14 protein-coding genes and 1 other annotated feature are annotated in these 15,578 nt (G+C 33.8%); of the genes, 11 read left to right on the top strand and 3 right to left on the bottom strand.

Going from position 1 to position 15,578, the window contains the following annotated elements; genetic code table 11:
- Positions 1–26: 26 nt before the first annotated feature.
- Positions 27–1,022 (bottom strand): tryptophan--tRNA ligase, encoded by a 996-nt coding sequence (trpS, locus tag DM447_RS04825; protein WP_112180142.1) that lies wholly within the window; start codon positions 1,020–1,022, stop codon positions 27–29.
- Between the two features lie 51 nt (positions 1,023–1,073).
- Positions 1,074–1,291: a binding site (T-box leader), on the bottom strand.
- A 39-nt stretch (positions 1,292–1,330) separates the two neighbouring features.
- Positions 1,331–1,687 (bottom strand): DUF3899 domain-containing protein, encoded by a 357-nt coding sequence (locus DM447_RS04830; RefSeq protein WP_162632564.1) that lies wholly within the window; start codon positions 1,685–1,687, stop codon positions 1,331–1,333.
- Between the two features lie 312 nt (positions 1,688–1,999).
- Between DM447_RS04830 and DM447_RS04835 the strand changes: the two genes are divergently transcribed.
- The 11 genes from DM447_RS04835 (at position 2,000) to pepF (ending at position 15,077) form a co-directional block, all read left to right on the top strand.
- The gene (locus DM447_RS04835) at positions 2,000–3,670 is read left to right on the top strand and encodes a peptide ABC transporter substrate-binding protein (protein ID WP_112180144.1); all 1,671 of its coding nucleotides are present in this window, start codon (positions 2,000–2,002) and stop codon (positions 3,668–3,670) included.
- Between the two features lie 149 nt (positions 3,671–3,819).
- On the top strand, positions 3,820–4,749 hold the full coding sequence (gene opp3b, locus DM447_RS04840) for an oligopeptide ABC transporter permease (protein ID WP_112180145.1): 930 nt from the start codon (positions 3,820–3,822) through the stop codon (positions 4,747–4,749).
- Positions 4,749–5,894: an oligopeptide ABC transporter permease gene (gene opp3C / locus DM447_RS04845; RefSeq protein ID WP_112180146.1), complete on the top strand. Its 1,146-nt coding sequence runs from the start codon at positions 4,749–4,751 to the stop codon at positions 5,892–5,894. Before opp3b ends, opp3C begins: the two co-directional genes overlap by 1 nt.
- A 14-nt stretch (positions 5,895–5,908) precedes the next feature.
- Positions 5,909–6,973 carry an ABC transporter ATP-binding protein gene (locus DM447_RS04850; protein ID WP_112180147.1) on the top strand — a complete coding sequence of 355 codons (1,065 nt, stop codon included), beginning with the start codon at positions 5,909–5,911 and terminating at the stop codon, positions 6,971–6,973.
- Positions 6,973–7,905 (top strand): ABC transporter ATP-binding protein, encoded by a 933-nt coding sequence (locus tag DM447_RS04855; RefSeq protein WP_112180148.1) that lies wholly within the window; start codon positions 6,973–6,975, stop codon positions 7,903–7,905. Before DM447_RS04850 ends, DM447_RS04855 begins: the two co-directional genes overlap by 1 nt.
- Positions 7,906–8,050: 145 nt before the next feature.
- Complete coding sequence (locus tag DM447_RS04860; protein WP_112180149.1) at positions 8,051–9,268, top strand: putative glycoside hydrolase; 1,218 nt, start codon at positions 8,051–8,053, stop codon at positions 9,266–9,268.
- A gap of 207 nt (positions 9,269–9,475) precedes the next feature.
- Complete coding sequence (locus tag DM447_RS04865; protein ID WP_112180150.1) at positions 9,476–10,063, top strand: GNAT family N-acetyltransferase; 588 nt, start codon at positions 9,476–9,478, stop codon at positions 10,061–10,063.
- A 453-nt stretch (positions 10,064–10,516) separates the two neighbouring features.
- Entirely contained in the window at positions 10,517–10,912 is a 396-nt protein-coding gene (spxA, locus tag DM447_RS04870) for a transcriptional regulator SpxA (RefSeq protein ID WP_112180151.1), read from the top strand.
- Positions 10,913–11,220: 308 nt separating this feature from the next.
- Positions 11,221–11,913: an adaptor protein MecA gene (gene mecA / locus DM447_RS04875; RefSeq protein WP_112180152.1), complete on the top strand. Its 693-nt coding sequence runs from the start codon at positions 11,221–11,223 to the stop codon at positions 11,911–11,913.
- 99 nt (positions 11,914–12,012) lie between these two features.
- Positions 12,013–13,194 carry a competence protein CoiA gene (locus DM447_RS04880; RefSeq protein WP_157967413.1) on the top strand — a complete coding sequence of 394 codons (1,182 nt, stop codon included), beginning with the start codon at positions 12,013–12,015 and terminating at the stop codon, positions 13,192–13,194.
- Between the two features lie 65 nt (positions 13,195–13,259).
- A complete protein-coding gene (pepF, locus tag DM447_RS04885; protein ID WP_112180154.1) occupies positions 13,260–15,077 on the top strand; it encodes an oligoendopeptidase F in 1,818 nt (605 codons plus the stop codon).
- A gap of 39 nt (positions 15,078–15,116) precedes the next feature.
- Here pepF and DM447_RS18240 read toward each other — a convergent pair whose 3' ends face one another.
- Positions 15,117–15,293 carry a hypothetical protein gene (locus DM447_RS18240; protein ID WP_157967412.1) on the bottom strand — a complete coding sequence of 59 codons (177 nt, stop codon included), beginning with the start codon at positions 15,291–15,293 and terminating at the stop codon, positions 15,117–15,119.
- Positions 15,294–15,578 lie beyond the last annotated feature (285 nt).

Genomic DNA, 15,578 nt, shown 5'->3' on the forward strand with positions numbered 1-15,578 from the left:
GGAGCATTAGCCCTACGCCATTTTCATTAAGTACTTTTTTTAACTCTAGCTAGTCCCATTGCTTTTTTTGCTTTTGCTAATGTTTTATTAGCAGTTAAGGCAGCTTTTTCTGCACCCTTATCTAAAATCTGATCTAATTCAGGTGAAGCAATCAATGCTTGATACCGTTCTTGAATTGGTTGTAATGCCTCAATAACAACATCAGCAGTAGATTGTTTAAATGGACCGTAGCCTATTCCTTCAAATTTATTTTCTATAGCTTCAATGGAATCACTTGTAAAGCTTGCATAAATAGTTATTAAATTACTTATTCCTGGTTTGTTTACTTTATCAAACTTAACGATACCTTCAGAATCAGTAACAGCACTTTTAATCTTTTTCTCTATTTTCTTTGGATCATCTAGCATGAAGATAGATGCTTTTTGGTTTTCATCTGACTTACTCATTTTTTTAGTTGGTTCTTGCAAAGACATGATCCGAGCACCAACTTTTGGAACACTAATTTCAGGTAAAGTAAAGATATCATTGTATTTTCGATTGAATCGCTGTGCTAAATTTCGTGCTAATTCTAAATGCTGTTTTTGGTCATCACCGACAGGTACAATATTCGTATTGTAAAGTAATATATCAGCTGTCATTAATGGTGGGTATGTTAACAGTGCAGCAGAAACACCTTCCTTACCAGAAGACTTGTCTTTAAATTGTGTCATTCTTTCTAGTTCACCAATATAGCTGACTGTTTGCATCATCCATCCTAATTGTGTGTGCGCAGGAACTTCAGATTGAATAAATAAAGTAGATTTGTCTTGATCAATTCCCGATGCTAAATAAAGAGCTGCTAATGACCGAATATTATCGCGAAGTTTTAAGCGATCTTGAGGTACGGTAATCGCATGTTCGTCTACGATACAAAAATAGCACTCATGATCTTCTTGTAAATCAACAAAGTGTTTCATCGCTCCTAGATAGTTTCCAATTGTTAGCATTCCACTTGGTTGAATGCCCGAAAAAATTGTTTTCATCTGTTATCACCCTTCTGTTTATAAACATAAAAAAATCCCATAATCCTAATACTAAGGGACGAATAAACCGCGGTGCCACCCTTATTATCTCAGGAACATGAGATCACTTTTAGACAAAATGTCACAGATAACGCCTGTTAAACGGTAAGTGATAATTCACTCACAAGCTCTAAAGCCCCAGTTTCACTAATCCTTGGTATCTGTTCACAGCTTCTCAGACTCTCTACAAACCAGAGGGATTAAATCCTATGCTTTATCAACGCTTTATTAATATCAAATTATATCTAAAACCAAATAAATATGCAAGTTTAGAAATAGTAGATGATAAGTAAGATGAACATGATAATTAATAGGTATAGCCCTTGTTTTAAAAGAAATGCGAGAAAAGAGTCGCCAACTTTAGCTGAGGGCATAGGCTTGTCCTCCCAATCATCAAATGCTAGCTTACGTAATACCCCATTTCCAACTTTTCTAAATCCATAGATGACACCATCAAAAAAACGTCCTTTGATCGTAAAGAAAATCATCCAACATAACAAATAAGTTAAGCTAAAATAAAAGATAATATCTATATAGTAAATTAAACGAAGACTAGGTGAAAATAGTAGAAAAATTAAAAAGGTAACAAACAAATTAATTAGTAACTGAAAAAAAGTGTTTCGCAAGATTCGCAAAATTAAATCACAACCTTCACTTATTTTGACAACAAGTAGTATAGCATATTTTTAATTAAATGGAGATAGTGGATTTTGATGACGTGTAAAAGATGACAGAATTACGGAATTAATTTATATTATAGGTAATTAGAACTATTTTTTGTTATAGAAATGTTAAGTTTATGGGATTTGTGTGTGATTGTGAAAAAATATTGTAAAAAAATAATGCAAAATTGTTAGAAAACTTGTATAATTCAATTTGTGAGTTAAATTACTCGCAGAATAATTAGAGAATTTAAAATATGGGGAGGTCATTTTATAATGAGAAAGTCGAATTGGTTGTTGCTAGTTCTTGCACTAGCATTAAGCATGTTCTTGGCTGCATGTTCTGGTGGAGACGATACATCAGAAACTGACGATACAGAAGGAACAGAAGAAAGTTCACCTGAACAAGTACTTAATTTAATCGAGGCATCACAGATACCTACGATGGATTCATCAATGGCAACAGACGCTGTTGCATTTCAGTTCTTAGGTGAAAGTATGGAAGGACTATATCGTTTAGATGAAGATGTAGTGCCACAACCTGCAATTGCTGCTGGAGAGCCTGAAATCAGTGAAGATGGTTTAGAATGGACAATCACATTACGCGATGATGCTGTTTGGTCAAATGGTGACCCAGTAACAGCGAATGATTTTGTTTTTGCTTGGAGACGAGCTGTTAACCCAGAAACAGGATCTGAGTATGGTCCATTTATGATGAATGGCGTAATTAAAAATGCTGAAGCTATTAATAATGGCGATTTAGACATAGAAGAGTTAGGTGTTGAAGCAGTAAGTGATACAGAATTACTTATCACTTTAGAGAAAGCTATACCATATTTCCATAGTTTATTAACTTTTGGAACGTTCTTACCGCTTAATGAAGCGTTTGTTACAGAACAAGGCGAAGATTATGGTTTATCTTCTGATAACTTACTATTTAACGGACCATTTACATTAAATGACTGGAACCCAACAGGGGATAATCCTGATCAATGGTCACTAGTTAAAAATGAAGATTACTGGGACGCAGAAACTGTGCAACTTGAAACAATTAATGTAAGTGTTGTAAAAGAAACAAGTACAGCAGTTAATCTTTATAACACAGGTGAGATCGATCGAGCTGGTTTAACTGCTGAGTTTGTTGAGCAATATGCAGGACAAGAAGATTATGTAACGCTTCCTGAGCCAACATTATTCTACTTGAAATTAAACCAAGCTAATGAAGCTCTTGCTAACCAAAACATTCGTAAAGCGATCGCAATGTCAATTGGTAAACAAGATCTTGTAGATGTTATTCTTGCAAATGGATCTGTTGTATCAAATGGAGCAGTACCACAAGATTTCACTACACATCCTGAAACAGGAGAAGATTTCCGTGCTATTAATGGAGATTTACTTACTGAAGATAAAGAGACAGCACAAGAGTATTGGGAAACAGGTTTAGAAGAATTAGGTGTAGATTCAGTTGAATTACGCTATCTTGGTGGAGATACTGATTTATCACAAGATATGGATGCATACATTATGGACCAGTTACAAGAAAATCTTGAAGGTCTTACAATTGATATTTCAGCAGTGCCTTTTGAAGAGCGTATTTCACGTGATGAAGCAAGTGATTATGATATTCAAAACTCTGGTTGGGGTCCAGATTATATCGATCCGAACACATGGTTAGAAATGTGGACATCAACTTCACCTTATATGACAATGAATTATGAGAACGAAGAATTTGATGCATTAATTTCTGAAGCAAATAACGAATTAATAACAGACCCAGTTGCACGTTATGAAAACTTCTTAGAAGCAGAGAAAATCCTAATGGATGATGCAGCAATTGCACCAATCTATCAGCGTTCACGTGCTTATCTATGGAGAACATCTGTTAAAGGTGTTATATTTAACCCAATGGGTGCTGACTTCTCATATAAGAATGCATATATTGAGTAAATAGAAATACAGTAAAGTTGGAAACCAAGATGAGAAACTCTTGGAAAGAGAGTGTAATGCCTAATGGGCATATGCTCTCTTTTTCCATTTACGAATGATTTTTGAATTATTTGAACATTTGATACGATTACATGATAGGAGGGTTTATAATGGCAAAGTATATATTACAACGTTTTGGATACATGCTTGTAACGTTAATTATTATCGCCACATTTTCATTTATCCTCATGAAAATGCTTCCCGGATCTCCTCTGACAGCAGAACAAAAGGTTACAGAAGCTCAAAGAGAAATTATTTTAGATAAATATGGATTAAATGATCCAGTTCCAATTCAATATCTAAGATACATGGGTAACTTAGCACAAGGCGATTTAGGAATTTCATTTCAAATGAAAAATCAACCTGTTACAGATATCTTATTAAGTAGGATTCCTGTATCAGCCCAATTAGGTTTACAAGCACTATTAATTGGAACATTTTTAGGTATGTTATTAGGTTTAGTTGCTGCAATTAGAAATAATTCATGGATGGATTATAGTGCAAATATTATTTCAGTCATTGGTATATCTATACCATCGTTTATATTTGCTGGTTTAATGCAGTATTTCCTCGGGGTTCGTTTTGGTCTGTTACCTGTTGCTTTTTGGGGAAGTTTTCAACAAACGATCATGCCAACTATTGCGTTAGCCATTTTTCCAATGGCAATTTCTGCTCGTTTCTTACGAACAGAAATGATTGAAGTATTAGGATCTGATTATATTGTTACAGCAAGAGCAAAAGGTGTGACAAAAGCTGGTATTTTATTTAAACACGGCTTGCGAAATGCACTAATTCCATTGGTTACTGTAATGGGGCCGATGGCTGTAAGTTTGATGACTGGAACACTTGTAATTGAACAGATCTTTTCAATTCCAGGAATTGGTGAACAATTTGTTAGTTCTATCATGACAAATGACTTTGCTATAATCATGGGAACAACGCTGTTCTTTGCCTTTTTCTTCATTTTTATAATTTTAGTAATCGATATTCTTTATGGAATTATTGATCCAAGGATTCGACTAGCAGGAGGGAAAGATTAATGGATAAGGAAAAACTAAACAAAGATTTATTTGTTCCTGCAAAAATGGACGAAGAGAAAAGTGAAAAAATAAGTCGTCCAAGTCTATCATATTGGCAAGATGCTTGGATCCGATTGCGCAAAAATCCTGGTGCGATATTTGGTATTATAGTGATCATTATAATCGCAATGATGGCATTGTTTGCACCATTGATGACTAGTCACGGATTAAATGATCAAGAGTTAACTCTTTCAAGATTACCACCTAAAGTCCAAGGTCTAGAAGAAATTGGATTTTTACGATTGGATGGAACAAAATCTGAAGTTTTTGAAGCTTCAACAGTAGAAGAAGCAAAACAGTTAGCATTAACACGTTTCACACAAACAGATTTATCAAATATGGAATTTGATGTGAAAGATGAAGGGGACGGTTCTCCTGAATCAGCAAAAGTTGTCGGTTATTTTGATGCTTATGCAGATAAAAATATTACAGAATATTATTGGTTTGGTACAGATACATTAGGACGTGATATATTTACACGTGTTTGGATAGGTACTAGAGTATCCTTATTAATTGCACTAGTTGCAGCTATGATTGATATGTTAGTAGGTGTAGCATATGGTGGTATCTCAGCTTACTTTGGTGGACGTGTAGATAACTTTATGCAACGAATCATTGAAGTGTTAGTTGGTATTCCGAATTTAGTTGTTGTTATCTTAATGATAATGGTATTAGATCCTGGAATAATGGCGATTATAATTGCCTTAACGATAACCGGTTGGACAGGGATGGCCAGGATTGTTCGTGGACAAGTACTGAAACTCAAAAATCAGGAGTTTGTCTTAGCGTCAAGAACGCTTGGTTCATCGCATACACGTATTTTAACAAAACATTTAATACCAAATACAGTTGGTATGATTATTATAAATACAATGTTTACAATACCTAGTGCTATATTTTTCGAGGCGTTTTTAAGCTTTATCGGACTAGGATTACAGGCACCAGATGCTTCTTTAGGTACATTAATAAATGAAGGATTTAAAGCATTACAAATTAATCCTCATATAATGATTTTCCCAGCTATTGTTATGTCCTTAGTTATGATTGGCTTTAACATATTGGCTGATGGTCTTCGTGATGCATTAGATCCAAAAATGCGTGAATAGGGGGTAGTGTAAGAATGGATAAAATATTAGAAGTAAATAATTTACATGTTTCCTTTGATACGCATGGAGGAGAAGTGAAAGCTGTTCGAGGTGTTACCTTTGATCTAAAAAAGGGTGAAACATTAGCGATCGTAGGTGAGTCGGGTTCTGGAAAGTCCGTGACAACTAGAGCACTTACTCGGCTTATCCCTTCACCTCCTGGACGTATTAAAGAGGGCGAAATATTATTTGATGGAAAAGATTTAGCAAAATTAAGTGAGAGACAAATGCAAGCAATTCGTGGGAAAGATATTTCAACGATCTTTCAAGATCCAATGACATCTCTAAATCCTACGATGAAAATAGGATCGCAAATTATGGAAGGTTTGATGAAACATCAAAAGATGGGTCGTTCAAAAGCCAAAGAGCGAACGATTGAATTATTAGATTTAGTAGGTCTTCCAGATCCAAAAGAGCGTGTGGATCAGTATCCACACCAATTCTCAGGGGGACAAAGACAGCGTGTCGTTATTGCAATAGCATTAGCATGTAACCCGAAAATTCTAATTGCAGATGAACCAACAACAGCTCTAGATGTAACGATTCAAGCACAAATTTTGGAGTTAATGAAAGATATCCAGAAAAAAACAGATAGTTCAATTATATTTATCACACATGATTTAGGTGTAGTTGCTAATGTCGCAGATCGCGTAGCAGTTATGTATGCTGGTAAAATTGTTGAAATAGGAACTGCGGATGAGATCTTTTATAATCCAAAACATCCATATACATGGGGATTACTTGCGTCAATGCCAACTTTAGATAGTACGGAAGAAAGTCTAGTGGCTATTCCAGGTTCACCACCGGATATGTTAAAGCCACCTAAAGGAGATGCATTTGCACCTCGTAACGAATATGCTTTAGAAATTGATAAAGAAATGGAACCACCTATGTTTAAGATTTCAGATACACATTATGCGGCAACTTGGTTATTACATGAGTATGCACCACATGTTGAACCACCTGCTCCAGTACAACGTAGAATGAAGGGCTTTGCTAAAACAGGTGCCTCTAGTTCGAATGAGGGGGAGGATAAGTGATGAGCCAGGAAAAATTGTTAGAAGTACAAAATCTAAAACAGCATTTTAAAACAGGCAGACATAGTGTTGTAAAAGCTGTAGATGGCATCACTTTTGATATCTATAAAGGTGAAACATTTGGACTTGTTGGAGAGTCTGGTTGTGGTAAGTCAACAACGGGACGAAGTATTATACGTTTATATGACGCAACAGATGGTAATGTTAAATTCAATGGTATAGATGTGCACGGAAAGAAATCTAAATCGAATTTAAAATTATTTAATCAGAAAATGCAAATGATCTTTCAAGATCCATATGCTTCTTTAAATCCAAGAATGACGGTAATGGATATTATCGCAGAAGGATTAGATGTGCACGGATTAGTAAAAAATGTTCAAGAGCGTAAAGCGAGAGTAGAAGACTTATTAGAACGTGTAGGTTTAAATAAAGAGCACGGAAATCGTTATCCACATGAATTTAGTGGTGGGCAACGTCAACGTATTGGGATTGCGCGTGCTTTAGCCGTTGATCCAGAATTTATTATCGCTGATGAACCTATTTCGGCACTAGATGTTTCGATTCAAGCACAGGTAGTTAATTTATTAAAAGAGTTACAAAAAGAGCATGGTTATACGTATTTATTCATTGCACACGATTTATCAATGGTTAAATATATTAGTGATCGGATTGCTGTTATGTATTACGGGAAAATTGTTGAACTAGCGGACAGTGATGAGTTATACAAAAATCCGTTACACCCGTATACTAAATCATTATTATCTGCAATTCCTTTGCCAGATCCTAACTATGAGCGAACTCGTGTTAGAACAGCTTATGATCCAACAGAACATGACACAAGTGAAGAACCAGAATTTCGAGAAGTTAGTCCGAATCATCAAGTTTTATGTACGACTAAAGAATTTGAAGCTTATAAGAAACAACTCGTTAAATAATGTTAAGAATGCTACCATAACTAATATGGTAGCATTTTTTTCAATTGATGGAAAAAGATGCAAAAATAAATTGTTGGAAATCGTATTATTTTGTCATGATTTCTTATATAATAAGGGTAAATAAATAATTGGGGAGTTTGATGAAATGGAGAATAAACAACAGCGGACTTTACTTATCAGTATGTTTCTACTTCTCGGTTTAGTGATACCTACTACTACATATGGTGCACCAGATACTGAAGTAATGATGGCAAGCGAAGTTGCAACAAAAGAAATTAACCTAGTATCCTTAGATGGCACGAAGCGACTAGCTCGTTTTTCTTATGACTCAGGTTTAACGTTTACATATCCAGATGCCGTTAGAGGGATCTATGTAACAGCTCATTCCGCAGGCGGCAGCAGATTCAACACATTATTAGATTTAGTCGATTCATCAGATCTAAATACTATGGTAATTGATATTAAAGATGATAATGGTAATCTAACTTTTAGACCAGATGAAGATTCACCATATTATGACATTGCGAAAAATATGATAGATGATCCAAGGGAAATGTTAGAAGTTCTTGAGGAAAAAGAGATATATCCTATTGCACGAATTGTTGTGTTTAAGGATAGTGTCTTAGCAAAAGAACGACCTGATTTATCTTTCACGGAAAACGGTAAGGTTTGGACTAATAATAAAGGCGAATCATTTGTTAACCCTTTTGAGAAAGAAGTTTGGGAACATAATGTAGAAATCGCAAAAATGGCTGTAGAATTAGGTTTCCAAGATGTTCAATTTGACTATGTTCGTTTCCCGGAAGGTTTCGAAACTCGAGATGAAGAATTATCCTACACGCTTGGTGATTATAAAGATGTTGATATGAATAACATAAAAAAACGTGTACAAGCTGTAACAGATTTTGTTGGTTATGCAAGAGAAGAACTTAACTCATACGGTGTTGATGTATCCGTAGATATCTTTGGCTATGCAGCTACAATAGAAGAGACACCAGGAATTGGACAGAATTTCTCGAAAATATCGAATAATGTAGATGTTATCTCATCAATGATTTATCCGAGTCATTGGACGCCATACTTTGGAATTGACTTTCCTGATAAAGAACCGTACGAATTGGTTAAAGCGTATGCTGAAGTTGAGAATGAAGTATTAGGTGCCTTAGAAGAATCGCCAGTTTCTCGGCCATGGATTCAAGATTTTGAGGCACCTTGGTTATATAGTGGTGCAACAAAACAGTATGGTGTAGCAGAGGTTGAAGCACAAATTAAGGCATTAAACGAAAACGACATTACAGAGTTTCTACTTTGGAATGCAGGAAACACTTACACAGAAAATGTGGATTACACACCTTTAGACTAATTGATATGAAGCAAAAACTCCTTTTCGGCAGTGAGAAGGAGTTTTTTTGACTATGTTATGCTAATGCAGTATTAGTAATCAAATATAAGGGTATACATAGACAGAGAGCTGTTAAATCGATTTAACAAAAGTCTGACTTTTCGTTATAATATATAAGGCAGACATTTTATAAAAACAAAAAGATAAAAAACACAAGGGAGTAAATTCATGAATTGGTATGAAAAATTAAATGAGTACTTTCCAATAGAAGAAATGAAATCTAGAAAACACATGGAAATGTTACTTAAAGAAAAAGGCGACGTGTATTATAAAGATGAGGGACCAGATCATGTATTAATGTACGCGGAATTTGAAACTTTTATTTTTATCGACTATGTATATGTATCTTCTAAGTCTAGAGGACAGGGGCTCGGACATAAATTAATTAGTAAATTAAAAAAGAAGGAAAAACCAATCATCTTAGAAGTGGAACCAGTTGATTACGATGAAACAGATTCTGAAAAGAGATTACGTTTCTATCAACGTGAAGGTTTCAAACATGCACAATCGATTGGTTATAATAGACGTTCTTTAGCGACGAATGAAGAAATTCCGTTAGAAATTCTATACTGGGCTCCATCTGATGAAGATGAAGAAATGATTTATGAAAAAATGCGAAAAATGTATGAGGATATTCATACTTATAAAGATGAGCAGATTTATGGAAAAGCTTATCAATCTGCAGAAGAAGTTTTATCATATGATAAAAAAAGAGAAACAGATGATATTTTTGATGTATTGAAAGAGAAAGCTTAAGAAAGAAACCTTCTCCACAAATTGGGGGAAGGTTTCTTTTTTCAATTACATGCTACGTATTGAAAATACATTGTGCAGGAATGGACAAAAAGTGTAAAGTATATTAAAAGTATTGAAATTAAGATATCTTACTTAAATATGATAAGATAATAAAAGACATAAAAATAAGTTAATTACTTAATAGTTTGAGAAAGCCTTGTACAATAGGGGAAAATATTTATTTAAAAAAGGTTTAACTCCATTTTTAAATGGGAATAATACTGTTTAGAGACAGCGTATAAGTTTGAAATGTGTAATTTCTAAGTAAAAATATATAATACTATATCGTAATATTGACAACTATAGTATACTAATATTATAAGAGTTATTTAAAGTAATTTTAATGTAGTAAGTTTTTTAAAGTCAAATTCTAATGAGTAAAAATAAAAATCATTTATTGAGGAGTGAAGTACTATGGTAACACTTTATACCTCACCAAGTTGTACATCTTGTCGGAAAGCAAAAGCATGGTTAGAAGAACATGACATTCCATTTTATGAAAGAAATATCTTCTCCGATAACCTGACCCTGGATGAGATCAAAGAAATTTTACGTATGACTGAAGATGGTACAGATGAAATAATCTCTACAAGATCAAAAGTATTCCAGAAATTAAAAATTGATTTTGAACAAATGGCATTAAAAGATTTATTCGATTTAATTCAGGAGAATCCTGGTATTCTTCGCCGTCCAATTATTATAGATGATAAACGGCTGCAAGTTGGATATAATGAAGATGAAATCAGAAGGTTTTTACCTAGAAAAGTACGCACTTTCCAGTTACGCGAAGCACAACGTATGGTGAATTAACTAAAAAACGCAGAACCTGTAAATAGGATCTGCGTTTTCATTTATTTAATCATTAAAAATGACAAACTATCTAATGTACGTTACTATATAATTTCATTATTATTGAGAAGAATGAGTGCATAAGTGACAAAAGTAAGAAATTTTAAATTTATAGGCATTTCTATTTTCAATTTAGAGTGTTTTATCATAAAATAGAAGTATGCTTTAATAACAATATAATGATGGTTAACTTGCTATAAATAAGGGTAAGGTATAATAGGTGAAGATATCCCTTCCACCTAATTATATTCAGAAGGGAGAGGAATCAAATGGAAATAGAAAGAATTAATGAAAATACAGTTAAATTCTATGTATCCTACAAGGATATTGAGCACCGTGGTTTTAATCGAGAAGAAATTTGGTATAATCGAGAAAAGAGTGAACAACTCTTTTGGCAAGTTATGGACGAAGTTAATTATAGTGGTGATGAATTTAATATAGATGGACCACTTTGGATCCAAGTACAAGCGCTAGACAAAGGTTTAGAAATCGTTGTAACAAAGGCACAAATTTCTAAAGACGGTCAAAACTTAGAATTGCCATCTGAAAATGATAGCTCATTTGACCTTCCAATGGATGAGAAGATCGAATCGTTATTAGATGAGAAATTTGGTAATGATGAAGAAGAGGAAGATGACGAAGATGCAATTCAAGCAATAGATGAAGATTTGACCTTTATTATTGGATTTGCGGATTTTGAAGATGTTATTCAACTAAGTTATCAGACAAAAGCAGTAGAAGGAATTAACGATAAATTATATCATTATAAAGATCGTTACATTTTATTAGTGGAATTTGATGATGTTTTTCTAGATGATGATCAACAAGATAATATCGTGAGTCAATTATTAGAATTTGGCCGCCAAACTAATGCAACAGAACATATGTTACGTGAATATGGTAAAGTTATTTTTGAAGATGATGCATTAAAACAAATTAAAAGCTATTTTCCACAAAAGTAAAGCATTCCTAATTGGGTGCTTTTTTTTATCTAAAAAGAAGGAATTTATAATTTATTGTCGAAAATAATTATCAAATATATTTTTAGGGGGGATAAAAACTTGCTACAAGCAATTACACAAGATGGACAGCTAATTATACTAGCGTCGTTAGCAAAAGGGGAAATTAGTGAATATAAGCAACAGTATCTCTTTTATTGTCCTGTTTGTAAAGAACAAGTTATTGTTAAAAATGGGTATAAAATGATTGCTCATTTTGCGCATAAAAAAAACGCAAAATGTCTTGGTAAAGCTGGAGGAGAAGGTACATACCACGAGCAAGGTAAATTGGATTTATATCATTGGTTGAAAAAACAGGGATTAGTAGTTGAGTTAGAAAAGTATTTGCCAAATCTAGAACAAAGACCAGATATTTTTATTAGAATTGGCAAGAAACAAATTGCAGTTGAATATCAATGTGCTACTATTCCTATAAAAACATTTCTTAAACGAACACATGGTTACTTAAATGCCAATATAATACCACTTTGGATATTAGGTGGTAACCGAATGAAACGAACAACTAATACAAGCTTAGATTTAACTTCGAGTGATCTCCACTTCTTTCATCAATTTAACACATCAATGGAAACTAGAGCTTTTTTTTATTGTCCTGATAAATTGCAATTTGCTATTTATAAAAACGTATTTATGACAGGTCGAAAACGAACGATTGGTCATTTAGAATTCAAACCATTAAAGAACCTATCTTTTATGGATTTGTTTCATTCAAATCAAGTTGAAAATGATCAATTCTATTCTTTTTGGTTAAAAGAGAAGAGGCGATTACGTTTACAACCACACTATTCGATACAAACAACGGAAGGACAATGGCGGCAGTGGTTATATGTGAAAGGTTTATCACCAAGTAATATATCTGCTGTTATTCATCTCCCAGTGTTAAGTCAATGGAAGATGAAGGTAGCTCCATGGAACTGGCAAAGTCGACTTTGTATTGATTTCTTTGAAAGAAGACCGACATTCACGCTACAAGATTGTCAGGCATATTTACAAGCCTATATAGAATCAAGCAATGCATATCCACTAATTTTCCCCTCATGCAATCCCATAAAGGAATACATACATCAATTGGAGCAACTTCAAGTTATAAGAAGAATTTCAACATCATATTATCGATTACAAAAACAAATTAAAGTTTATTCTTCAGTCGATGAAGCAATGAAAGCAGACATAGAAATCGTTCGACAATTAGATAATATGAGCAGGATAACACATGAAAAATAGATAGTACGCTATAATAGTAAATAGAGACCATTATAAGTGTAATTAGATTAGAGGAGGTAATTGCGTTGGCAAAAGCAAACCAAAAGTTACAAACGAGAGATGAAGTAGCAATTGAAAATACGTGGAGATTGGAAGATATTTTTATTACAGATGAAGAGTGGCAAGCAGAGTTAGAAGCACTTAAGAAAGTTATTCCAAAGTTTACTGAGTATCAAGGCAAACTTGCTGCATCAGCAGACCAACTATACAGCTTATTAATTTTACAAGATGAAGTGTCGGAACGAATTGGTAAGCTTTATACATATGCGCATATGCGCTATGATCAAGATACTACAAATTCAATTTATCAGGCGATTAATTCAAAAGCTGAGAATTTGATAACGCAGTTTTCTAGTGCTATGAGTTTTATTGTTCCTGAAATCTTAGATATGGGTGAGAAGACGCTTGAAACTTTTTATGAAAAGAAACCTGAATTAAAGCATTATCAACACGCATTAGGAGAGATCACAAGACAAAAAGAACATATTTTAAGCGAAAAAGAAGAAGTGTTACTTGCTGAGGTATCAGAAGTAACTGGTAATGCTGCACAAACGTTTGGTATGTTAAATAATGCAGATTTAAGATTCCCAATGGTTAAAAATGACGATGGGGAAGAAGTAGAATTAACACATGGTCGCTATATTAACTTTTTAGAGTCGGATAAACCAAAAGTAAGACGTGAGGCATTCAAAGCTGTATATGGTACTTACGGAAGTTATATCAACACGTTTGCTTCAACTTTATCAGGAGCAGTTAAAAAACATAATTTTAATGCAAAAGTTCGAAATTATGACTCAGCTCGTCAAGCTGCATTGGATAACAACAATATTCCCGAGACAGTATATGATAATCTAGTTGAAGCTGTAAATGATCGACTTGATTTAATGCATCGTTATGTTGCATTAAGAAAGCGTGTGCTTAAATTAGATGAATTGCATATGTATGATTTATACACACCGCTCGTTAAAGATGTTTCAATGAAATATAGCTATACAGAAGCACAAGAGCACATCTTAAAAGGTTTGGCCCCATTAGGCGAGGAATATGTCGGACGCATACAAGAAGGGTTCACAAACCGCTGGGTTGATGTTGAAGAGAACAAAGGCAAAAGAAGTGGAGCCTATTCTTCTGGTGCATATGGAACCAATCCGTATATTCTAATGAATTGGCAGAGTAACTTAAATAATCTATTTACATTAGGTCATGAGCTTGGTCACTCGTTGCATAGCTATTATACAAGAGAAAATCAAGCTTTCCGTTATGGAGATTATTCAATTTTCGTTGCAGAGGTTGCTTCAACATGTAATGAGTCGTTACTGAATGAATACATGATTGAACAAACAAACGATGATAAAGAGAAATTATTCTTACTGAATCATTTCCTTGAAGGATTTCGTGGTACTGTATTCAGACAGACAATGTTTGCTGAATTTGAACATATAATTCATCAGCTAGATCAAAAAGGTGAAGCGTTAACTCCAGATAAGTTAACGGAAGAATACTATGCTTTAAATAAAAAATATTTTGGCGATGAAATTGTATCTGATGAAGAAATTGGTTTAGAGTGGGCTAGAATCCCTCATTTTTATTATAATTACTATGTTTACCAGTATGCGACAGGGTATGCTGCTGCACAGTCATTAGCTTCACAAATTCTTAAAGAGAAACAGCCAGCGGTTGATCGTTATCTTGATTTTCTGAAAGCTGGTAGCAGTGACTATCCGATTGAAGTTCTGAAAAAGGCTGGGGTAGATATGACGGATAAGCAACCAATTTTACAAGCATTAGATGTTTTTGAAGCGAAATTAAAAGAGATGGAAACATTGTTAGACAAAGTGGAATAAATAAAATAAAGCCATTCACATCATCAGATGTGAATGGCTTTATTTAAATCCTCTAAAAGTACGTTTGTGTGTAAATGAAAACAGAGTGAAATAAATTGAAATGAATAATAAAGGTAAGGTAAGAAGCATTGGAATAATATCCATTAGTGCAAATATGTTTAGAATAAAAGCACAACAAGCGATTAATAAAAACATAAATGGATAATATCGTCGCATAAAATCTCCTCCTTAATAAAAGCTACTACAATATTATGTACTAGCAGATGAAATTAGAAGTATGACAGTTTTGTGAAAATATGAACAAAACTATTGCTTATAACTTTGTAGGTTGTTATATTTATATTGTGAGATGTTTAACAAACAAACCCCTTTGTTTGACCTGAAACTTTCTCCCATCCCCCCTTGTCTAGTAATAGACTTGGTGTAAGATGATGTCTTAAGACATCATCTTTTTTTAAATAGAAAAAAGGAGTTTACTGTATAATTTCGTACAGCACTCCT

It is taken from the genome of Paraliobacillus zengyii (assembly GCF_003268595.1).
GTDB lineage: Bacteria > Bacillota > Bacilli > Bacillales > Amphibacillaceae > Paraliobacillus_A > Paraliobacillus_A zengyii.